Annotated in this window: 15 protein-coding genes, 1 tRNA gene and 1 riboswitch; of the genes, 12 read left to right on the top strand and 4 right to left on the bottom strand. The window is 73.8% G+C overall.

Annotated features, from left to right (window positions below; all coding sequences use genetic code 11):
• Positions 1-202 precede the first annotated feature (202 nt).
• Complete coding sequence (locus IXW69_RS08260) at positions 203-2,368, bottom strand: TPM domain-containing protein (RefSeq protein WP_194785867.1); 2,166 nt, start codon at positions 2,366-2,368, stop codon at positions 203-205.
• 357 nt (positions 2,369-2,725) lie between these two features.
• Between IXW69_RS08260 and IXW69_RS11685 the strand changes: the two genes are divergently transcribed.
• The 3 genes from IXW69_RS11685 (at position 2,726) to IXW69_RS08275 (ending at position 5,360) form a co-directional block, all read left to right on the top strand.
• Positions 2,726-3,109 carry a glutamine amidotransferase-related protein gene (locus tag IXW69_RS11685; RefSeq protein ID WP_267240558.1) on the top strand — a complete coding sequence of 128 codons (384 nt, stop codon included), beginning with the start codon at positions 2,726-2,728 and terminating at the stop codon, positions 3,107-3,109.
• A gap of 149 nt (positions 3,110-3,258) precedes the next feature.
• Positions 3,259-4,140 (top strand): type 1 glutamine amidotransferase, encoded by an 882-nt coding sequence (locus IXW69_RS08270; protein ID WP_194785868.1) that lies wholly within the window; start codon positions 3,259-3,261, stop codon positions 4,138-4,140.
• 185 nt (positions 4,141-4,325) lie between these two features.
• Entirely contained in the window at positions 4,326-5,360 is a 1,035-nt protein-coding gene (locus IXW69_RS08275; protein WP_194785869.1) for a hypothetical protein, read from the top strand.
• Between the two features lie 135 nt (positions 5,361-5,495).
• Here the strand turns inward: IXW69_RS08275 and IXW69_RS08280 are convergent, their stop codons facing one another.
• A complete protein-coding gene (locus tag IXW69_RS08280) occupies positions 5,496-7,181 on the bottom strand; it encodes a DNA repair helicase XPB (protein WP_194785870.1) in 1,686 nt (561 codons plus the stop codon).
• Positions 7,182-7,312: 131 nt separating this feature from the next.
• Here IXW69_RS08280 and IXW69_RS08285 point away from each other — a divergent pair, with 131 nt between their 5' ends.
• Both IXW69_RS08285 and IXW69_RS08290 read left to right on the top strand, forming a co-directional pair.
• Complete coding sequence (locus IXW69_RS08285) at positions 7,313-9,733, top strand: helicase-associated domain-containing protein (protein WP_194785871.1); 2,421 nt, start codon at positions 7,313-7,315, stop codon at positions 9,731-9,733.
• A gap of 96 nt (positions 9,734-9,829) precedes the next feature.
• Complete coding sequence (locus IXW69_RS08290; protein ID WP_323745245.1) at positions 9,830-11,425, top strand: DUF3027 domain-containing protein; 1,596 nt, start codon at positions 9,830-9,832, stop codon at positions 11,423-11,425.
• Positions 11,426-11,531: 106 nt separating this feature from the next.
• Here the strand turns inward: IXW69_RS08290 and IXW69_RS08295 are convergent, their stop codons facing one another.
• Together IXW69_RS08295 and IXW69_RS08300 are read right to left on the bottom strand one after the other, a co-directional pair.
• On the bottom strand, positions 11,532-13,004 hold the full coding sequence (locus IXW69_RS08295; protein WP_194785872.1) for a hypothetical protein: 1,473 nt from the start codon (positions 13,002-13,004) through the stop codon (positions 11,532-11,534).
• 77 nt (positions 13,005-13,081) lie between these two features.
• A complete protein-coding gene (locus IXW69_RS08300) occupies positions 13,082-14,059 on the bottom strand; it encodes an NAD(P)-dependent oxidoreductase (RefSeq protein WP_194785873.1) in 978 nt (325 codons plus the stop codon).
• A 99-nt stretch (positions 14,060-14,158) separates the two neighbouring features.
• Here IXW69_RS08300 and IXW69_RS08305 point away from each other — a divergent pair, with 99 nt between their 5' ends.
• From IXW69_RS08305 to IXW69_RS08335, 7 genes are all read left to right on the top strand, one after another.
• Positions 14,159-15,625 (top strand): NCS2 family permease, encoded by a 1,467-nt coding sequence (locus tag IXW69_RS08305; protein ID WP_194785874.1) that lies wholly within the window; start codon positions 14,159-14,161, stop codon positions 15,623-15,625.
• Positions 15,626-15,874: 249 nt separating this feature from the next.
• On the top strand, positions 15,875-17,365 hold the full coding sequence (locus tag IXW69_RS08310; RefSeq protein WP_194785875.1) for an MFS transporter: 1,491 nt from the start codon (positions 15,875-15,877) through the stop codon (positions 17,363-17,365).
• Between the two features lie 113 nt (positions 17,366-17,478).
• On the top strand, positions 17,479-18,150 hold the full coding sequence (locus IXW69_RS08315; protein ID WP_194785876.1) for a metal-dependent transcriptional regulator: 672 nt from the start codon (positions 17,479-17,481) through the stop codon (positions 18,148-18,150).
• A gap of 266 nt (positions 18,151-18,416) precedes the next feature.
• A riboswitch (cyclic di-AMP (ydaO/yuaA leader) is annotated at positions 18,417-18,574 on the top strand.
• Between the two features lie 3 nt (positions 18,575-18,577).
• The gene (locus IXW69_RS08320) at positions 18,578-19,507 is read left to right on the top strand and encodes a C40 family peptidase (protein WP_194785877.1); all 930 of its coding nucleotides are present in this window, start codon (positions 18,578-18,580) and stop codon (positions 19,505-19,507) included.
• 206 nt (positions 19,508-19,713) lie between these two features.
• Positions 19,714-20,580, top strand: coding sequence for a C40 family peptidase (locus IXW69_RS08325; RefSeq protein ID WP_194785878.1), 867 nt, complete (start codon positions 19,714-19,716; stop codon positions 20,578-20,580).
• 250 nt (positions 20,581-20,830) lie between these two features.
• Positions 20,831-21,769, top strand: coding sequence for a universal stress protein (locus tag IXW69_RS08330; protein ID WP_194785879.1), 939 nt, complete (start codon positions 20,831-20,833; stop codon positions 21,767-21,769).
• Between the two features lie 147 nt (positions 21,770-21,916).
• Positions 21,917-21,989 (top strand) — tRNA-Arg (locus IXW69_RS08335).
• Positions 21,990-22,016: the final 27 nt, after the last annotated feature.

Consider the following 22,016-nt stretch of genomic DNA (forward strand, 5'->3'; position numbering starts at 1 on the left):
CCGTTGGTCCCCGGCGGAGCCGGGAGGTCTGCAGGTGTGTCGTGGTGGTGTCGTGGTGCGGGTCCGGGGCTCGTGCTCGTCCCGGGTGACCGCCCACGGGCCGTGGGGCCTCCGGTTCTAGGCTCGCACGGGAGTGGGGCCGTGGCGAGGGGACCTCGCCCGGAACCGGCTCGGTATCGCCGCCCGCGGAGCGCGGGACGTGTCAGAAGCGGCCGCCGCCTCCGCCGAAGCCGCCCCCGCCTCCGCCGAAGTCGCCCCCGCCTCCGCCGAAGCCGCCCCCGCCTCCGCCGAAGCCGCCGCCGAAGGGACCGTCATGGCGCGGGCCGCCCCAGCCGCCGTAAGCGCCCCGGCCGCCGCCGAGCAGGATCCCGCCGAGGACGAGGGAGCCGAGGTCGATCCCTCCGGAGCGCCCGCCCCCGAGGCCGTTCGAGCCGCCGGTGCCGTTGCGGACGTCGGCCTCCGCGAGCGCCTGCGCCTGGGCGACGAGCGGCTCACCGGCCGCCACCTCCGCCAGGGCCGCCTGCGGGTCCGTCGTCTGGAGGGAGGTCGCCGCGGTGGCGTGGCGCGTCGCCTCGGACAGCGCCGTGCGCGCCGAGGAGCCGACGACGCCGCGGTGCGTCGTGACGTAGGAGGTGACGGCGTCGATCTGGCTGTTGAGCCGTGCGAGGCGCGAGCCCAGCGAGGAGCGGGCGCGCGAGTCGTTCTCCTCGCGCTCGCGCGCCGGGGCGAGGGCGGCGTCGATGGCCGCCTCCGCACGAGCCAGGTGGTCGAGCGCCGCGAGCGGGTCGCCGGTGGCGCTCGGCCCGGAGGCGGCGCGGCCCTCGGCGACGGCGGCCTCGGCGTCGGCGACGAGCGGGCTCAGCGTCGCGGCGGGGACCTGCGAGCCGAGGCGCTGGGCGTCGACGAGGTCCGAGGAGATCGAGGCGATCGCCTTGTCCAGGTCAGCGCTCGCGGAGGCGAGGCGCTCGCGGGCGCCGGTCACCTGCGCGGCGAGCTGCCCGGCCTGCGCGATCGAGCCCTGGGCGATGCGCACCTGCTCGACCGCGGTGGCCTGCTGCCCGGCGTCGACGGAGGCCTGGGCCTGGGACAGTGCGGTCCGGCCTGCTGCGACGAGGCGCTCGGCCTGGTCCGGGGCCCCGGCCACGCTCGTGAGCGCGGAGTCCGGGTAGGTGGCGTGGAGGGTGACGAGGAGCGTCTGGGCGGCACGGATGGCCTGCTCGGTCTCGTCGGCGCGCTGCGTCGTCTCCGCGATGGAGGTCGGCAGGTTCGCCTCGATCCCGCGCCGGTCGTTGAAGGACTTCTCCTGAGCCTGGATCGCGGCCACGGCGCGCTGGCAGCGCTCGAGGATCTCCCCGTACATCTGCCGCTGCTGCTCGGGGGTCTCGGGGACGTCGTCGTCGAGCCGCTTCTTGAGCTCGAAGGAGGCGGCGAGGTCCTCACGCGCCGCGGTGAGCGTCTGCGTGAAGGCGTCCGTGGCCGACAGGCCGAACTGCGCCTGGGCGTAGGAGAGCTCCTCGTCGGCGGCGCGGACGGCGTCGTCGGCGGTGACGAGGGAGGAGCTCGCCTGGGTCCTCAGGTCCTCGACGCTCGCGGCGGAGCCTTGGGCGGCCGCCTCGTCCTTGCGCTTGCGGTTGAACAGCACGTCGCTCCCTTCCTGGCCCGAGCCGGATGACTTCCTCCTGCGGGCCACCGCGGCGACTGCCGCCGCGCCCCCGATGACGGCGAGGGAGCCCACGGCGACGGCCCCCACGGAGCTGCCGCCAGACTCCGACTCCCCGGAGGAGCCGGCCCCTGTGCCCGAGCCGCTGGACCCGGAGGAGCTGCTGCCCGCGACGTCGGCGATCGCCGTCACAGCACCGTCGTAGTCCCCGTCGCTGAGAGCCTGGTAAGCGTCCTCCCTGGCCTGGCTGAGCATGTCGTCTGACCAGACCGAGTCGTCGGCGGAGCCGTCGAAGGCGTAGGAGCGGGTCGAGCCGTCCGCGGCGTTGATGACGAGGAGGAGGTCGTTCGTGCCGAAGCCCGAGTCGTCCCAGGCGGTCTTGGCCCAGTCGTCCGCCGTCTCGGAGTCGTCCTTCATCGTGACGACCCACAGCGCGGCGCCGGTGTCCGAGGAGACGGTGTCCACGGCCTTCTGCGCGGACGACGCGTCGAGGATCCCGGCGTCGTCCGTGACGTGCTCCGTGATGGTCGTCGACGGCGTGCTCGCTGTGAGGACGGCCGGTGCGCCGGCGAGAGCCGAGGTGCGAGGGGCGTCCGGGCTGAGGGGCGCGGCACCGGCTGCGGGCACGACGAGAGCGGCGCCCACGAGCAGCCCGCAGGCCGTGAGACGTGTGAGGACGCCCCCGAGGGGCTGGCGTGTCTGGTGCATCACGACCCATGGTCCCGGGCCGGGCCGCCCACGGCAACCGATTCCGCTCCGGGCGCGGCGGGGAGGAAGCCTCGTTCCACGCCGTCGACCCGCCCTTGCGCGGCCAGCGTCGTGTCGAGCTCAATGCCCCCATGCGTGAGACGACCGGCCCCACCACCCCGACCGTGACGGGCCCTGCCCGGTCGGCTCCTCCGCTCGTCACCATCCTCGAACCGGACGTCCTCGCCCCCCGCAGGACGTCTCGCCGCTTGGCTGGCGGAGGCCGGAGCCGAGGTGCGCACCGTCCGTCTCTGGGACGGCGATCCCGTGCCCGCGCTCGACGACCTCGGTGGTGCCGCCCTCCTCATGGGCGGCGTCATGAGCGCGCACGCCGACGCCGAGAACCCGTGGCTGCCGGGTGTCCGAGCCCTCCTGCGCGGCGCGGTCGACGCGGACCTGCCCGTCCTCGGGGTCTGCCTCGGGGCGCAGGTCGCGGCCGAGACCCTCGGAGGACGGACCGCCGTGCCGTCGCCGAGCTCCCCGAGGGCGCGCGGCTCCTCGCCTCCACCGCCCAGGCGCGCGTCCACGCGTGGCGCTGCGGCAGCCTGCTCGCCCTCCAGCACCACCCCGAGGCCGATCCCGATCGGGTCGCCTTCTGGACCGCCCGCGGCGCCGCCCGTCGCCTTGGGATCCTCGAGGAGACCTCAATCGCCTACGGCACACCCACGGCTGACCTCTCCGAGCCGCTGCGCATCGCCGTGAGCGCGGCCCGCTCCCGAGCCGAGGCGGTCGAGCCCGTCACCACGGTCTTCGGGCGGACGCTCGCCGACTCGCTCGTGGCCGCCGCCCGGATCGTGTGAACGGTGTCTCAAGGTTTGCGCCATGGTGGCCGCACTCGCTCAAATGGAGCAATGACCGAGACGATCGACGTGACCCGCAGCAGCGGTAACGCCCCCGTGATCACCGTCATCGAGCCCGAGGCCTTCGCGCCGCTGGGCCGCCTGGGCGAGTGGCTCTTCGCCGAGGGCGCCACCCTCGACGTCATCCGCCCCTGGAACGGGGAGGCCGTTCCCTCCTTCGAGGAGCTCGGTGACGGACTCGTCGTCCTCGGCGGCGCCATGAGCGCCCACGACGACGTCGAGCACCCCTGGCTCGCGGACCTGCGCGGCCTCCTGCGCCGCGTCGTCGACGAGCGGCTGCCCGCCGTCACCATCTGCCTCGGGGCGCAGGTCGCCGCGGAGGCCCTCGGCGGCGCCACTGCCGTCCCGTCGCCCCACGGCTCGGAGGGAGGGATCGTCGACCTCCACCTCACCGAGGGCGCCGCGGACGACCCGGTCTTCGGCGAGATCGTCGACGAGGCCGTCCGCGCCGCCGTCCGGGCCGGGATCTCCACGCAGGACGGCACGCGCCTGCCCGCGATCGTCTCCCACGAGGACGGCGTCGTCCGGCTTCCCGAGGAGGCGATCCTCCTGGCCTCCTCCGAGGGCGCGCCCGTGCAGGCCTGGCGCGCCGGTCGGCTCCTCGCCCTCCAGCACCACCCCGAGTCCAACCCGGAGCGCATCGAGTACTGGCAGGCGCGCAACGCCGCCCGCCGCATGGGCCTCGTCCGGGACGAGGAGACCGCCGAGGCGCTGCCGGAGGGGGTCCTGCCGGACGAGGCGCTCGCCGCCGGTGCCGCCGCGCGGGTCGAGGCCGAGCGCGTCGACCCCGTCATCCAGGCCTTCGGCCGGGCCCTGGCTCGCTGGCTCGCTCGCCGGGCCCGCGCCCACCGGACGGCCCGCGCCCGCGCCTGACGGCGCTGCCCCCACGTCCGGCGTCCGATCCTTTCCGCCGAGTCAGCCTGTTTGGCGCGAGTGCACCCACTGAGGGGGCGTACTCGCGCCAAACAGGCAGACTCGCCTGCGAGGTGGCGTCCGCGCAATCCACAGACTGCGCCTGAGCCTGGCACCGTGCCGTCTGCGCCGACGACCATGACCGGGTGACCTCGCTCCTCGAACCCCCGCCCCGCCCTGTGCTGCGCCGTCGTGCCGTGCGCGACCTGAGCGGTCACAACGCCCCCGGCGCCGTCGCCGTCATGCGCGGCGTCTCCTTCATGCCACGACGGGACGCGCCACTGTGGGAGCAGCGCCTCGACCTGAGCCTCGCTCGCGCTGAGGCCTCCCTCCTCAGGACCCCCTCGGCCCTCGCACTGAGCGGTGAGGCGGCCGCGCTCGTCCAGGGCCTGTGGGTGCGAGCGAGCGAGCCGGACATCACGGTCATCGTGCCCAGGCGCAGCGGACACACGAAGGTCGCGCTCGCCGAGGGAACGCACGTCGAGCAAGGCCGCAGGACGGACGTGCCCTGGCGGCGTGGCGCCGTCCTTCGGCGCAGCGTCGTGCCCCTTGAGCCGGACGAGGTCATCGAGCGTGGCGGGCTGCGGGTCACGTCGCCCATGCGCACTGGCGTCGACTGCGCCTTCGACCTGCCAGCGCGAGAGTCGATCACGATCCTCGATTCGGCGATGAGGGCGCTCGTCGATCCGGATCGTCGTCGTCCGGAGCAGGCGGAGCAACGGTGGGCTGGTGTGAGGGCCGAGCTGCTCTCGAAGGTCGAAGCTCAGCGGGGGCGGCGCGGCGCGGTTCGTGCACGAGCAGCGGCCGCCGTCGCCTCGCCCTTCTCGGAGTCACCTGGGGAGTCGCTGCTGCGGTGGCAGGTGCTCGCGCTCGGACTGCCGAAGCCGGCGCTCCAGGCGCGGGTGGACGATGACGAGCGCCTCCGCAGCTACTACCTCGACCTTGCCTGGCCGGAGCTCCGGCTCGCACTCGAGTATGACGGCCGAGGCAAGTACGGGGCTCTTGGGGACGCGTGGGAGGAGAAGGAGCGCCAGGACGCGATCCACGCCAAGGGCTGGACGTTCCGGAGATTCACGTCGAGGCACCTGGCCGATCGTCGTCTGCTGGAGCGTGACGTTCTTGCTGCCTTCCCGCGTGAGGTTCGCGTCAGCGCACGGCCGGTGCACGCCCTCCTCGTCTGAGGTGTGAGTCCGCGCTCCGCCAGCGACATGATCACTGGCCTTGACCCGTGCGAGTCAGCCCGTTTGGCGCGAGCAAGCCCGCCTAGCGGGTGCACTCGCGCCAAACGGGCTGACTCGGCGAGAGCGAGGCGAGGCTCAGGCCAGGTCCTCGGCGTCGACGACGTCGTAGGCGTAGCCCTGCTCGGCCAGGAACCTCTGGCGGTGCGCCGCGAACTCCTGGTCCACCGTGTCCCGCGTGACGACCGTGTAGAAGTGCGCCTGGCGGCCGTCCTCCTTGGGACGCACGATCCGCCCGAGCCGCTGTGCCTCCTCCTGGCGTGAGCCGAAGGACCCGCTCACCTGCACCGCGACGCTCGCGCCCGGCAGGTCGATCGAGAAGTTCGCGACCTTGGAGACGACGAGCGTGGTCACCTCGCCGGCGCGGAAGGCGTCGTAGAGCTTCTGGCGCTCGCGGACCGTCGTCGCCCCCGTGATGACGGGCGCGCCCAGGTGCTCGGCGAGGTCCTCGAGCTGGTCGACGTACTGGCCGATGACGAGCGCGCTCTCACCCTCGTGGCGCCCGAGGAGCGCGTCGACCACCGCCACCTTCCGCGGCGTCGTCGCGGCGAGGCGGTAGCGGTCCTCCGACTCCGCCGTCGCGTAGGTCATGCGCTCCCCGGCGTCGAGGGTGAGGCGTACCTCGGTGCACACGGCCGGCGCGATCCACCCCTGGTTCTCCAGGTCCTTCCACGGCGCGTCGTAGCGCTTGGGGCCGATGAGGCTGAAGACCTCGTCCTCGCGCCCGTCCTCGCGCACGAGCGTGGCGGTGAGCCCAAGCCGACGACGGGCCTGGAGGTCCGCCGTCATGCGGAAGATCGGGGCGGGCAGGAGGTGCACCTCGTCGTAGACGATGAGGCCCCAGTCGTGGGCGTCGAGCAGGTCGAGGTGCGGGTAGTCCCCCTTCCGCTTCGTGGTGAGGACCTGGTACGTCGCGATGGTGACGGGCCGGACCTCCTTGCGGGAGCCGGAGTACTCGCCGATCTCGTCCTCGGTCAGCGAGGTGAAGCGGATGAGCTCCTCCTTCCACTGGCGCGCCGAGACGGCGTTGGTGACGAGGATGAGCGTCGTCGTCGAGCTCTTCGCCATGGCCGCCGCGCCGACGAGGGTCTTTCCCGCCCCGCAGGGCAGGACGACGACGCCGGAGCCTCCCGCCCAGAAGGCGTCGACCGCCTGCTCCTGGTAGGGGCGCAGCGCGAAGGCGCCCGGCTCGCCGGCGGCGACGCCCTCGGGGGAGTCCTGCAGCGCGATGGGGTGCTTCTCGCCGTCGACGTAGCCGGCGAGGTCTTCGGCAGGCCAGCCGAGCTTGATGAGGGCCTGCTTGAGGTTGCCGCGCTCGGAGGGGTGGACGACGACGTCCTCGGGGGAGAGGCGCTCACCGAGCAGGCCCTTGGTGCGCTTGGAGCGCATGACCTCCTCGAGCACCGGCACGTCAGTGGCGTGCAGGACGAGGCCGTGAGCGGGGTCGGTGACGAGCTGGAGGCGCCCGTAGCGGCCCATCGTCTCGGCGATCTCGGTGAGCAGCGAGTGCGGCACCGGGAAGCGCGAGTACGTGATGAGGACGTGGATGACGGTCTCGGCGTCGAGGCCGGCCGCGCGCGCGTTCCACAGCGCCAGCGGCGTGATCCGGTAGGTGTGGATGTGCTCCGGGGCGCGCTCGAGCTCCGCGAAGGGCGCGATGGCGCGGCGCGCGTCGGCGGCGTCGGCGTGGGCCACCTCGAGGAGGACCGTCTTGTCGCTCTGGACGATGAGCGGGCCGTCTGGGATCGCGGGGGAGGAGGACATGGGCCGGAGTATCCCAAGCGGCGCCCGCGCGCGCCGTGATCGAGGTGACGCCTTCACCGGGGGCGGACCAGGGCCGCCGCAGCTCCGCCTACGAGCAGCCGCACCTGGACAGGGGCAGTAGGTTGGACCGGATGAGCACCTCGACCCAGGACACAGTCACCGGCCCCACCACCGCCGCGCCCGCGGCCGCCTCGGTCGAGCAGCTCGCCGCCCACCTCACCTCCCTGTCCAACCAGGACGTCGCCGCCCTCCTCCTCGCGCGCCCCGACCTCGCCGCACCGCCGTCGGGATCCTTCACGGCGCTCGCGGCCCGCGCCGGCGCCCGCCCAAGCGTCGAGGCCGCGCTCGCGGACCTCGACGCCCCCACCCTCGCCGTCGCGGAGGCCGTCCTGGCCCTCGGCACGCAGGACGTGGACGCGATCGCCGCGGGCCTGGGCCTCCCCGAGGACGACGTCGTCCGTCGCCTGGCGCACCTGCGCTCCCTCGCGCTCGTCGTCGAGGTGGGCCCGGTGGCCGGCCTCGTCGACGCCCTCGGCCCGCACCCGCTGGGGCTCGGCCCCGTGTCCACGAGGGAGCGTCAGAACCTCCCGCCGAGCCTCACGGAGCTCGAGAACGGCGTCGTTCCAGGAGACCAGGCTGGGAGCGCGGACGCCTTGCGCGCCCAGGCGGACAGCGAACCGCTGTCGGAGGCCGCCCTCGCGATGCTTCGCGTCCTCACCTGGGGTCCGCCGGTCGGAACCGTCCGCGCCGGCGGCCGGGCCACAGGTGCGGCCGAGCTCATCGAGCGCGGCTGGCTCGAGCGGGACGCGGACTCCTCGGGCCGTACCCGCCTCGTCCTGCCGCGTGAGGTCGGCCTGGCCCTGCGCGGCGGCCGCCTCCTGCGCGAGCCCCTCGCCGCCCCTGACACGGGCGATCTCGACGTCGTCGACCCGGCCGCCGTCGCCGCGGAGGCGGCGCGCCTCGCCGAGGAGGCCGTCCGCCTCACGGGCGCGCTCCTGGACGAGTGGGGCCGTGAGGGCGGCGCCATCCTGCGCACCGGCGGGGTGGGCGTGCGCGCCCTCGCCCGCACGGTCGACGCCCTTGAGGTCGAGACCTCCGTGGCCGCGAGCCTCATCGAGGTCGCCGCGGGGGCCCGGCTCCTCGGGCTCGACGAGGCGGGCGCCACCTGGGTTCCGGCATCGACCGCGCGTTCCTGGCGCGCCGCCGAGCTGCCCGAGCGCTGGGCCCCGCTCGCCGCGGGCTGGGCCGTGAGCGCCCGCACGCCCTGGCTCGTCGGCACGCGCAACGACGACGGCTCCCTGCGTCCCGTCCTCGGCGCTGACGTCGAGGCCCCCTGGGCGGCCGCGCTGCGCCGCCGGGTGCTCCTGCTCCTCGCCGATCTGCCGGAGGGAGCAGCCGCGACGGCCGACTACGTGGTCGCGGCCCTCATCCACGCCCGCCCGCGCCGTCCCGTCCCGGAGGGCGCCGTCACCGCCGTCCTCGCCGAGGCCGAGCTCCTCGGCGTCACCGCGGGCGGGGTGCTGTCACGCGGCGGTCAGGTCCTGGCGGGGGCCTTCCGCAGCGAGGGATCCGCCTCCGGCGCCCCGGGGTCCGACGACGCCGCGGCCGGTCCCGCCACCGAGGGCGAGCTCCTCGCGGCGCTCGAGGACGCGCTCGCGGCGGACCTGCCCGCCCCGGTCGACATGCTCCTCGTCCAGTCCGACCTCACCGCGATCGTCCCCGGACGCCCCTCACCCGAGCTCGCGGCCGTCCTCGAGCGCGCGAGCGTCGTCGAGTCCCGCGGCGGCGCCCTCACGGTCCGCCTCACGCCGGACTCCGTCCGCGGCGCCCTCGACGCCGGCTGGTCCGGTGCCGAGCTCCTCGAGACGCTCGGCCGCTTCAGCCCGACGCCGCTGCCGGCGACCCTCACGTCCCTCGTCGACGACGCCGCTCGACGTCATGGTGCCGTGCGCGTCAGGGAGGTGGCCTCCGTCCTGCGGGTCCCGGACCCGGCGACGGCGGCGGGCCTGCTCGCTGACGAGCGCCTGGCCGACCTCGGGCTCGACGAGGTCGCCCCCGGGATCCTCCTGGCGACGGCGCCCGCCGGGCAGGTACTGCGCGAGCTGCGCGCCGGCGGTCTCGCTCCGGTCCTCGAGGACGCCACGGGCCGGCTCCTGGTGACAGCCGACGGCGTCCCCGGCCGGCGTCGCGGCGCCCCCGCCCCGGAGCCGGCGAGCCCGGGCGGCGAGGTCTCGGTCCGACGCCGTCGCCCCAGCACCCGCGAGCTCGCGACCCTGGTCGGTCGGCTGAGGGCGGGGGAGGAGGCCCGTGCGGCCTCCGGCGCCCCTGCGGGTGCGGCGACGGACCCGGTCCACGCGCTCGCGCTGCTGCGCCAGGCCCAGACCTCGCGGGCGCGCCTGCTCCTGCGGCTGGCGGGTCCGGACGGGAAGGTCCAGGAGCGCCGGGTGCGGGTCCTCGCGGTCGAGCCCGGGCGCGTGCGCCTCGCCGACGTGGTCCGCGAGACCGAGCTGACGGTGGCGGTGCACCGGATCGTGTCGGTCGAGGCGGTCTGACTCGCGGCCCGTGGCCGCGGGCGGCTCGAGGCGGCCGCGCTGCGCCCTCGCCGAACGAGCACGGGGTCTCCTGGACGCGGCCCGTAGACTGACCAGGTGACTGACGCAGCGACTTCCACGTCGACCGAGGCCGAGCAGGCGACCCAGGGCGAGACCACCCCGGTGAGCGCCGCCGCCCCCACCACCATCGAGCGTCCCGGCTCACTGCCCACCAAGGCGCAGCAGGCCGCCGCCAGCAAGGACAAGACCCTCACCGCACCGGCCGCCGTCGAGATGGCCCACGACGCCCTCTCCGAGATCACGGACCCCCTGAGCGTCGGCGCCCACGCCGGCGCGCGCTCCGAGGCCGAGCGCCTCGTCACCCACCTCTTCGAGTGCAACCTCGCCGGCTACCGCGGCTGGCGCTGGGCCGTCACCATGACCCGCCCGCCGCGCTCGCGCACCGCCACCATCTGCGAGATGGAGCTGCTGCCCGGTGAGGACGCACTCCTCGCCCCCGCCTGGGTGCCGTGGGCGGACCGGCTCAAGCCCGGCGACGTCGGCCGCGGCGACCGTCTCCCCAAGCGGGAGACCGACGAGCGTCTCGAGCCCGGCTGGGAGGCCACTGGTGAGCACGAGGGCGACCAGGCCGGTGAGGACGGCCTGCTCGCGGCCGGCACCGACGCCGTCGACTTCGGGCGGGCCCGGGTGCTCAGCCCCGAGGGCGTCCAGCGCGCGGCCGACCGCTGGTACGACGGCGACCACGGCCCCGAGGCCGACGGCGTCCGCAAGGCCCACGCCACCTGCGCGACCTGCGGCTTCCTTATCCCCATGTCCGGTCCGCTGCGCAACGTCTTCGGCGTCTGCGCCAACGAGTGGGCCGCCGACGACGGCCGCGTCGTCTCGCTCGACCACGGCTGCGGGGCCCACTCCGAGACGGACCTCCCCGATCAGGGACCCGACTGGCCCGTCACCCCCGCGCGCCTGGACGAGGCCGCCATGGAGCCGATCGGCACCGACGGCACGTCGATCCGGGAGGGTCGGAGCCTGTCCGACGCCCAGGCCGAGGCTGCCGCTCAGGCGGAGGCCGGACAGGCTCAGCAGCAGGCCGGTTCCACCGAGGACGAGCAGCCCGACGACGAGGAGGAGAAGTCCGACCAGGCGAAGGGTGCCGGTGCCGAGTCCGGCTCCTCGGAGGCCACCGACGAGGCTGAGTCCTCGTCCTCGTCCTCGTCCTCGTCCTCGCGCAGCCGCTCGCGCTCCGCGGGCACCAGTCGCCGGGGGCGTCGCAAGGCGGCGGCGAAGTCTTCCTCGGATGACGCCGACGCCGCCGGCGAGACTGCGCAGGACACTGAGACCAAGGCCTCCGACTCGGCTGAGGGTGCGGACTCCGACGCAACCGAGTCCGCTCCTCAGCGCACTGAGGCTGCTGACCAGCCCGCCGACGAGGCTCCAGGGGCTCCGGAGACGGACGAGCCCGCCGCTCCGCAGAAGCGAGCGAACCGGTCGCGGCGCGCCCGCAAGCCGCGCGACGCGGAGGAGACCCCCGTGGAGAAGCCCGCCACCGCGTCGGACGACGACCAGCGCCGCTCCTCAGCGCTCGACGCCGTCGCCGAGCTCACCGCCTCCCGCGGGCACGCCGATGACGCCGAGGCGCACGAGATCCCGACGACCCTCGCCGAGCTCGAGGCGCACCTGCCCAGCCGCGAGTGAGCCGTTGACGTCCTGAACCGGTGCGAGCGGCCCCGGCACCACGACGATCATCGTCCTGGTGCCGGGGCCGCTCGGCGCGTCCGGATCCGCTCGACGTGGGGCTGCCTCAGCCCAGTCGCTCGCAGCTGATCCTCACCACGTGCGGCGCCGGCCACTGCGGTACGCGCGCCGTCGCCGCCGTCCCCACGCACTGCTCGGCACGCGCCTGGCTCACGGCCACCGACCACGGCTCCTGACCCACCCGGTAGACCATCGGCGCGCGGAAGCCGAGGAGCGCCACGACGAGCACGACCGCGAGGCCGATCGCCCGGAGAGCGCGGCCCCGCAGCCGGTCGAGAGCCACGAGGAGCGAGTCCGTCACGAGGACGGCCCCCGCGACGCCCCAGCGCCACGGGATCGGCGTGTGCTCCGGGTCGCTCGGCACCCCGCCGTTGCTCCGGCACGCGAGGAGCCACAGCCCGACGGCGAGCGCCACCCACACGACCGGTGCCCACCGCTGCAGAGCCGGCGTCCCGGGCTCAGCACCGCGCGCGGCCATGACGGCGACGAGGACGAGAAGGGCGAGCACCACCGCGAGCCCCGCCCAGCCCAGGCCGTTGACTCCGTCGTCCGCCTGCGCGTAGGTCGAGGTCACGGGCGCCAGCACGACGTTGACGAGGAGCCCGTGGACGACGTCGAGCGCGGAGCTCCCGGCGTGCGCGAAGGGCTTGACCCGGTGCTGGGTGAGGACCGCCGCCGCCTGGCCGGCGGCACCGAGGCACCACCCGAGCACGAGGCCCAGCCCGGCGGCGTCACGACGGCGCACCGCCCCGACCGCGACCCAGGCGACGAGCGGGGCGAGCACGAGCACCTGCACCTCGGTGAGGGTGAGGACGAGGGCGACGAGGGCGGTGCCGACCGCGACCGCCCGGCGCCGCCCGCGGCTCGTCGGTCGGGATCCCGACACCGGCACCGCTGCGCACAGCCACACCGTCATCGCCACGAGGCAGTACGTGTGGAGGCAGTTGAGGTTCCCGAGCACCTGCAGCCCGGTCGCGGGCGACAGCGCCGGTGCGAGAGCGAGCGCTACCCGGACGGACCTGTGCCGCACCAGCCCGTCGGAGACGGACCAGGTGAGGGCGCACAGCAGCCCGACGACCACGCAGGCCGCCACGGTGACGGCGCGTCCCCAGTCCGCGACGGGCACGAGCTCGTAGACGACTCCGGAGACGAGTCGTGGAATGAGGTGGAGGTAGCCGCCGTAGGGCTCGATGATCGAGCGGGCGCCGTCGGTCCCCCAGCGCGCGAGGAAGAGCCAGCCGTCCTCGAAGTACAGGGAGTCCCAGGTGGCAGGACGCACGCGCAGAGCCGTGATGAGTGCGGCGGCGGCCGCGACGAGGCACGGCGCACCAAGGGCGCCGAGCACGGGCGCAACGCGCTGGGCGCGCGCCGCCCCCGGGGCGCGCCCCGGGGGCGGGCCCGGGATTAGCTCAGGGCCGGAGCCGCGGGCGTCGTTGTCGACGCCGTCGGTCCCGCCGCGGTCGATGAACGCGAGCGTGCCCGGCTCCGGACGCGTCGTGGGGGAAGGACAGGGCTCCACGGCTGAGGAGTCTCGTCCTCCGCCGTGGGGCCCGCTTCCGCCCCGAGGATGATCCTGGGAGCTTCGGAAGGAGGAGGTCAGTGCGTCACGAGCGCCTCGAGGCCGGTCGGGACCTCGCCCGTCGGGGTCGCCTCGACGATCGCGGCGTTCGCGATGATGCGGTCCACCGCGCCCACGGCGCGCCCGCCGGCGGCGTGCGGCGTGAGCACGAGGTTCGGGGCGTCCCAGAGCGTCGAGTCCGCAGGCAGCGGCTCGGGCGCCGTGACGTCCAGGCCCGCCGCGCTGATCGCGCCGGAGCGCAGCGCGGCCTCGAGGGCGTCCTGGTCGATCGTGGCGCCGCGGCCCACGTTGACGACGACGCTGCGGCGCGGCAGCAGCGCGATCCGCTCGGCGGAGAGGATCCCGGTGGTCTCAGGGGTCGAGGGCAGGACCATGACGAGCAGGTCCGTCTCCGGCAGCACGGACTCGACGTCGTCGACCGCGACCACCTCGTAGCCGGCCCGTGTCCCGGCACTGCGGGCCACGCCGCGGACCTGCGCGCCCAGGGCGGTGAGGACCGACGCGGTCTGCTGACCGATCGCGCCGAAGCCCCACACGAGAGCTCGCGCGCCGATGAGGGTCGTGAGCCGGTCGGGGGCGTTCAGCGGCTGCGCCCCGCCGAGGCTCCTGTCCCAGACGTGCTCGGACTGCGCCTCGAGAGCGCGCGGGAGGGAGCGGACGCAGGCCAGCGCGAGGGCGACGGCGTGCTCGGTGACGGTGCGGTCGTGGAAGTGCCGGCCGGTGGTGATGGCGACCGACTCCGGGAATCCCGCGGCCAGGAGGTTGTCCGGGCCAGCGGCGAGGGTCTGGATCCAGCGCAGGCGCCTGAGGTAGCCGGGCATGGCCTTGAGGACCTCCGCCGCCCCGGAGCCGCCGCCGCCCCACAGGACCATGGCCTCGGCGTCGCGGTGCTCCTCGGGCACGGGCTGCGTCTCGGTGAAGAGGACGACGTCGTGACCGGCGGCGCGGATCGGCTCAGGATCGAGGTAGCTGGTGTCGCTGAGAAGGATCTTCATGGCCTCAACCCTGTCACGGACAGGGCGTCGTCCCCGGGGCGGTCTCGAGTGACGAGGCTCAACGCGACGGCGGCGCGGCCTCTGGGACAATCGATTGACGTGAGCACAACCTCTCCCTCCCGCACGTCCCAAGGCCAGGCCGCCGCCCCCGTCTCCGGCCTCGACCACTTCTTCCACGTCACCGAGCGCGGCTCGACGATCGGCCGCGAGGTCCGCGGCGGCGTCGTCACCTTCTTCACGATGGCCTACATCCTCGTGCTGAACCCGCTCATCCTGTCCACGCCGCACGAGGGCATCGCCCCCCTCGGCACGACCGAGCAGATCGCCGCGGGCACGGCTTTCGTCGCCGGCGTCATGACGATCCTCATGGGCGTCGTCGCCAACTTCCCGATGGCCCTCGCCGCCGGCCTCGGCGTCAACGCCATGGTCGCCTACACGATCGCGGGCACCGACGGCGTCACCTACGCCGACGCCATGGGGCTGGTGGTCATCGAGGGCATCATCATCCTGGTCCTCGTCCTCACCGGATTCCGGGAGGCCGTCTTCAAGGCGGTCCCCGCCTCCATCAAGACGGCGATCAGCGTCGGCATCGGCCTGTTCATCGCCCTCATCGGCCTCGTCGACGCCAAGGTCGTGCGCGCCGGCGGCACGCCGCTCGAGCTCGGCCTGGGGGGAAGCCTCCAGGGCTGGCCCGTCCTGGTCTTCCTCGTCGGACTGTTCCTCATCATCGTGCTCCACGTGCGCAAGGTCAGAGGAGCGATCCTCATCGGCATCATCTCCTCGACGGTCCTCGCCGCGGTGATCGAGGCCGTCGCCCACCTCGGTGCCTTCGACGCGGTCGACAACCCCACCGGCTGGTCCCTGAGCGTCCCGAGCCTGTCCGGCTCCCCGGTGGACCTGCCCTCCCTGGCGACCCTCGGCCGCTTCAGTCTCCTGGGCTCGGTGGACAAGATCGGCGCCATCAGCCTCGTCCTGCTCGTCTTCTCCCTCATGCTCGCCGACTTCTTCGACACCATGGGCACCATGGTCGCCATCGGCGCCGAGGGCGACCTCCTCGACGAGGACGGGAACCCGCCCCGGACCCGCGAGATCCTCGTCGTGGACTCCGTCGCCGCCATCGCCGGCGGGATGGGAGGCGTCTCCTCGAACACCTCCTACGTGGAGTCCGCAGCGGGCGTCGGCGAGGGCGCGCGCACCGGCCTGGCCTCCGTGGTCACCGGTGCGCTCTTCCTGCTGAGCATGTTCCTCGCCCCGGTGGTCTCCATGGTTCCCTACGAGGCGGCCACCCCGGCTCTCGTCATCGTCGGCTTCCTCATGATGACCCAGGTGACGGACATCGACTGGACGCGCCCCGAGATCGCGCTGCCCGCCTTCGTCACCATCATCATGATGCCGTTCTCCTACTCGATCACGAACGGCATCGGTGCCGGCTTCATCGCTCACGCGGTCGTCCAGGTGGCCCGTGGCAGGGCGCGGGACGTCCACCCCCTCATGTGGCTCGCCTGCGTGCTCTTCGTCGTCTACTTCACCCTGACGCCCATCAAGGCCATCCTCGGCGTCGCCTGACACCCCGCCGTGCGCCGCGTCGCCGCCTCTGGGTGAGCGGTGCCGGCGACGCCTCCTGGCCCCGGCCCGCGGCTCCTGCCGCGTGCCGGGGCCACGTGCGCACGGCCGGGCGCCGGCGGGCGCAGCGTCGTACCGGCTCCCCTCCCGGGGCGCCCGTGCGCCCGGCGTACCATCACGGGCGTCGTCGCCGCGGCCGTCCGCCAGCCGGCGCCGTGCCCACCCTGCCAGCAGATCGAGGCTCCCGCTGCCGTGTCCTCCACCTTCGACTCCCTGAGGTTCCACAACTACCGGACGTGGTTCTTCGCCGCCCTCGTCGCCAACACCGGCACGTGGATGCAGCGCGTCGCCCAGGACTGGCTCGTCCTGAGGATCCTCACGAACGACTCGGCCTCCGCGACCGGGATCACCACGGCGCTGCAGTTCCTGCCCGCCATGATCTTCTCCGTGCACGCCGGGCTCGTCGCGGACCGGGTCGACCAGCGGCGCTTCCTCGTCCTCACGCAGACCTCGATGGGACTGGTCTCCCTCGCCCTGGGCGCCGACGTCCTCGCCGGGCACGCGGAGCTCTGGCACGTGTACCTCGCCGCCCTCCTCACCGGCTGCGCCTCCGCTTACGACTCCCCGGCCCGCCAGATCTTCGTGGCGCGCATGGTCCCCGGGGACCACCTCGCCAACGCCGTCGGCCTCAACTCCGCCTCCTTCAACGCCGCGCGGCTCATCGGCCCGGCTGTCGGAGGGCTCGCCATCACCTGGGTCGGACCGGGCTGGGTCTTCGTCGTCAACGCCCTGACCTTCCTCTTCCCCGCGGCGGCGCTGCTCTCCATGCGCGTCAGGGACCTCTACGACGTCCCCCGCGCCCAGCGGGCCAAGGGGCAGATGAGGGAGGGCCTCGCCTACGTGAGGCACCGGGCCGACATCGTCGTCATCATCGTGGTCATCTCGGTGGTCTCGATGTTCACCCTCAACTTCCAGGTGACGATGGCGGCGATGGTGCGCCACGCCTTCAACCTCGAGTCCGACGCCTACGGGACCGTCTCCTCGGTCTTCGCGATCGGCTCGCTCGGCGGCGCGCTGTGGGCGGCGCGGCGCAAGAGGCCGCGGGTGCGCACGCTCATCACGGCCTCCTGCCTCCTCGGGGTGTTCTCCCTCGTCATGGCGGCGATGCCGACGTACCCGCTCTTCGCGCTGTCATCGATCCCCGTGGGGCTGTGCGTCCTCACGGTCCTCACGAGCGCGAACCAGATCGTCCAGCTCACCACTGAGCCCGCGATGCGCGGGCGGGTCATGAGCATCTACATGATGTTCTTCCTGGGGACGACGCCGATCGGCTCGCCCCTCATCGGCTGGGTGTCCGACGAGTGGAGCCCACGGGTCGCCATCGCCGTCGGAGGCGCGGCCGCCATCCTCGTCTCGCTCCTGGCCGCCCTCTGGGCACGCCGGCACTGGCACGTCGACCTCACCCACTCCGCGACCCGAGCCGTCCTCTCAGCCGTCGGGCGTGGCGGGCGCACGAGCCTGGAGGCGCCCGGACCCCTCGCTGGGGAGGCCGCCGAGGCGGCGGGCTCCGAGATGCTCGCCGAGATCACGGGCGGTGACGACGAGTTCCTCACCGGTCTCGACGGCGTGGGCGGAGCGTCCCGGGACGCCGGCACCGAAGAGACGGAGGACGCAGCCGACGGGGACGTCGGCCCCGGTCGCGCCGACGGCGAGACGGGCGCAGATCGCCCGTCGCATGACTGAGCCGGGGACGGGTCCGGCGCCCCTATCCTTGGCCCGTACCTCGCGAGCACGGCCAGGGGGCGCTCAGCCCACGCCGCCGAAACCCGCGGACGACGCGCCAGGAGGCCACCCAGATGAGCGATCTCATCGACACCACCGAGATGTACCTCAAGACCGTCTACGAGCTCGAGGAGGACGGCGTCACTCCCTTGCGCGCGCGAATCGTGGAGCGCCTCGACCACTCCGGCCCCACGGTCTCCCAGACGGTGGCCCGCATGGAGCGCGACGGTCTCATCCGGGTCGCCGATGACCGCTCACTCGAGCTGACCGACGAGGGCCGCGAGCGCGCCACCGAGGTCATCCGGAAGCACCGTCTTGCGGAAAGGCTCCTCCTCGACGTCATCGGCCTGGACCGCCGCCTCGTCCACGAGGAGGCGTGCCGCTGGGAGCACGTCATGAGCGAGCAGGTCGAGGAGCGACTCGCCGCGATGCTCGACGACGTCAGCGTCGACCCCTTCGGCAACCCCGTCCCCGCCCACTCGGACGACCACCCCTCGCCCGCCGCGGGCGAGGTCAGCGCGACGGCGCTCGCGGGCTCGCACGACGTGACGGCGACGGTCCGTCGGATCGGCGAGCCGGTCCAGGCGGACCTCGAGCTCATCGCCGCCGTCGAGGACGCCGGGGTGGAGACGGGCGCTCAGGTGCGGTTGCGGGCGACGTCGGGCGGGATCCGGATCGTCGGACCGACCGACGTGCCCGTCACGCTCCCTGAGGACCTCGCGCGGCACCTCTTCCTCGTCCGCTGAGCACGGGTGGCCCGGTGGGATCCGGGATGCTGGGGAGGCCCTGGGCGGAGCCTGAGCGGAGTCCGCCGCGCCGTCGCGCCGATCTATGACCTTTCCGCGTCATCGCTTTGAAAAATCTAGGTCGTTCCGAGTGTGGGACGCCACACGAAAATAGTGATCCAGGGGTCTCGCCGAGCGGCGTCGCGTCGTATAGCGTTGCGGTCGCGGTCAGGGACTGACCGCGGGAACGCGCACGGAGCCAAAACCTGCCGGCGTGGGCGTTCTCCGCAAGAACACAGCATCGGCAGGTCCGGGGGAACCACATTCCTTCCGGCCGGACGGTCACTGCGACCCGAAGGCCTCGGGGTGAAGCCCGCTTCGTGCGGGCCGGGCAGCTCCTCGCCCGAACCCGACAGCTAACTCCGTCGGCTCACCAGGAGATACAGCAGTGACTTCCAGCGTCAAGGCCCGCCACCGCAAGGCCGCCCGTCCGCTCACCCCGCTCACGAGCGCCCCGCGCATGGCCCGTCGTGGCCTGGCCGTGGCCGCCTCGTCCGGCCTCGCTCTGACGATGATCGCGTCGGGCGCCAGCGCCGCCAACCAGAGCACCGAGAACGCCCACGCCTCCGCGGGCACCCTCAAGGCCGGTCTCACGGCCCAGGCCGCCAAGGCCGCCACGCAGAACGCCTCGATCACCGTCGCCTCGGACGCCAAGGCCGACTCCGACGTCACCGCGGCGTCCGGTGTCGCCAAGACCGAGGACACGGCGAAGATCCAGGCCGAGAAGAAGGCCGCCGCCGAGAAGAAGGCGGCCGAGGACAAGGCTGCCGCTGAGAAGAAGGCGGCCGAGGACAAGGCCGCCGCTGAGAAGGCCGCTGCCGCGACCGCCGCGGCGAGCACCTCCGTCGCCACGACGACGGCCACGACGAGCACCTCCACCTCGACCGCCGCGGCGAGCACCTCCACCTCGACCGCCGCGGCGAGCACCTCCACCTCGACCGCCGCGGCGAGCACCTCCGCCGCCACGACGACCGCCGCCGCCTCCACGGCCGGCTCCTCGATCGTCGCCACCGCGATGCAGTACGTCGGCTTCCCCTATGTCTACGGCGCCAGCGGCCCCTCCGCCTTCGACTGCTCCGGGCTCGTCTCCTACGTCTACGCCCAGCACGGCATCTCGCTGCCGCACCAGTCCGAGGCCATCAAGAACTCCGGCACGGTCATCTCCGCCTCCGCGGCCCAGCCCGGTGACGTCATCTGGTGGTCCGGCCACATCGCCATCTACGCCGGCGACGGCATGATGGTCTCGGCCGACAACCCGAGCGCGGGCATCAACTACCGCCCCGTCGACGACGGCGGCACCTACGTCCGCATCGGCTGATCCGTCTCAGCTCCCGACGGGGCCCGTCGCTCGGCGAGCGACGGGCCCCGTCGCGTGCTCGAAGATCCTCCTCGAGGGGGAGGTGCGAGCCCGCAGTGTGTGCCTCCTCATGCCGCAAGGCGTGCTGATCGCCTGGCAGGGCGTCAAGTGTCTCGGTAGGGTCACGGCCGCAGTCCCGGAAGCTCATCTCGAGGAGATCGCGCCCCATGGCATCCCACGCCCTCCGACGCACCCGTCGCACCCGCACCGCCGTCGCTCTCGTCGCCTCCACCGGCCTGGCCCTCACGGCTGTCGCCGCCGGCGCCGCCGCGGCTGACTCGGTTCCCGTGGAGGCCTCGGCCGGCTCGCTCCACGGCTCGGGAACCGCAGCACTCGCCTCGGGCGCGCGTGAGGTCATCACGACCAACAAGGCCGTCACCGTCAACGCTGACGCCGCTGCCTCGGAGGACGTCACGACGGCCTCCGCGGTGGACAGGACGGAGGACACGGTCGCCGTCCAGCGTGCCACTGCGCAGAAGAAGGCTGACGCGGAGAAGAAGGCTGCTCAGGAGGTCGCCTCCAAGAAGGCCGCCGAGGAGGCCGCCCAGGTGCACGAGCAGACCGACGGGGCCGACGACGGCGCCACCGCGACGACCGCGCGGACCGCCGAGACCGACCAGGACGCCGCCCCGACCGCGTCCACCTCGAGCTCGGAGTCCTCGAGCGAGCCCTCCACCAGCACGGCGACCGACTCCGGCTCCTCCGTCGGCGCCGCCATCGCCGCGACCGCCCTCCAGTACCAGGGCGTCCCCTACGTCTCCGGCGGCTCCACCCCGAGCGGCTGGGACTGCTCCGGCTTCGTCCAGTGGGTCTACGCCCAGCACGGGATCTCCCTACCGCGCACCTCCTACGCGCAGGGCGCCGCCGGCACCATCGTCTCGGCCGCGCAGGCCCAGCCGGGGGACATCGTCTACTACGGCGGCCACGTCGGCATCTACATCGGTGACGGCAAGATGGTCGACGCCGGCAACACCCGCGTCAACACCAGCTACCGAGACGTCTACGGCTCCCCGCAGTACGTCCACATCGGCTGAGGGGGCCGGCTCCCGAACAGCGCCCGAGCGGGGCGATCGCCACGCGGCGGTCGCCCCGCTCGGGCGTCTCGCGGGGTGTTCGTGAGGCTGGGAGGCCACCACGGAGGGCGACGTCTGTCGTCGGACGTCGCGGTGCGGGGCGTGTACCGATCCGATAAGGTTCTCTGCACAGTGGTTTGGACCACAGTGTGTCGAGGGGGACAATGGCCCCGTCGGCACTCCCGACCCCATCGCGAAAGGGGCAGAACCCATGGCTGAAGACAAGGTCGTCCTCGTCGGAGTTGACGGCTCTCCGGAGTCCCTCGGGGCGGTGGACTGGGCGGTCGCCCGCGCCTCCCGCGCCGGATGGCGCGTTCACCTCCTGTGCGCGTACTCGCTGCCCTCCTTCACGACCGCCTCCCTCGACGGCGGATACGCCGCGCTCGACGACACCGCGATCCGCGCCGGCGCCCAGGCCGTCGTCGACTCGGCAGTCGCCCGGGCCGAGGGCTCCGGCGTGACCGTCACGAGCTCGCTCGAGACCGGCGACCCCTCCGGCGTCCTCATCGACCTGTCCGACGAGGCCGCTCTGACCGTCGTCGGCACCCGAGGCGGCGGCGGGTTCACCGACCGGCTTCTCGGCACCGTCTCCTCCGCCCTGCCCGCGCACGCCCACTGCCCGACGATCGTCGTCCCACGCCACCTCGAGGGCGCCGACTACACGCCCGTGCGCCGCATGGTCGTCGGCGTCGACGGCTCCGAGTCCGCCCGCAAGGCCCTTCGCTGGGCCGTCCACGAGGCCGACGTCTGGGGCGCCGAGCTCACCGCCATCGCGGCCGTCCCCATGGCCTCCGGCGCCGGCGCCCTCGCGTGGCTGCCCGCCGCCGTCGACCGCGAGCAGGTCCTCATCGACGTCCGCTCCGGCCTCGATCGCGCCATCGCCGAGGCAACCGAGGGGCACCCTGGCGTCACGGTGCGCCGGCACGCTCTCGACGGCAACGCCGCCGAGCTCATGGCGGAGTTCTCCACCGCCGTCGACCTCGTCGTCGTCGGCTCGCGCGGCCGCGGAGGGTTCTCCGGGCTCCTCCTCGGCTCCACGAGCCAGGGAGTCCTGTCCCACGCGGCCTGCCCCGTCATGGTCGTGCCGACCCGGTCCAAGGACGACCAGGTCGACGGTCGCAACATCGGCACCCCGTGGGCCCGCGCCTGAGCGGGTGCCCGCACAGCCGTTGACGGCGCCGCCTCGCGCGCGCGGGCGGCGACGTCGACGTACCCGAGGGGCGGGGCGTGCTGGGTGCCGGAGGAGCGGGACCCCGTCGGACGGCGGCCGCGGCGCTGGTAGGGTGTCCCGCTGCAGGCCCTCGTAGCTCAGGGGATAGAGCACCGCTCTCCTAAAGCGGGTGTCGTTGGTTCGAATCCAATCGGGGGCACGGCACGAACCGGTGGCGGCCTCGAGC

It is taken from the genome of Actinomyces haliotis (assembly GCF_015355765.1).
In the GTDB taxonomy this organism is placed as follows: domain Bacteria; phylum Actinomycetota; class Actinomycetes; order Actinomycetales; family Actinomycetaceae; genus Actinomyces; species Actinomyces haliotis.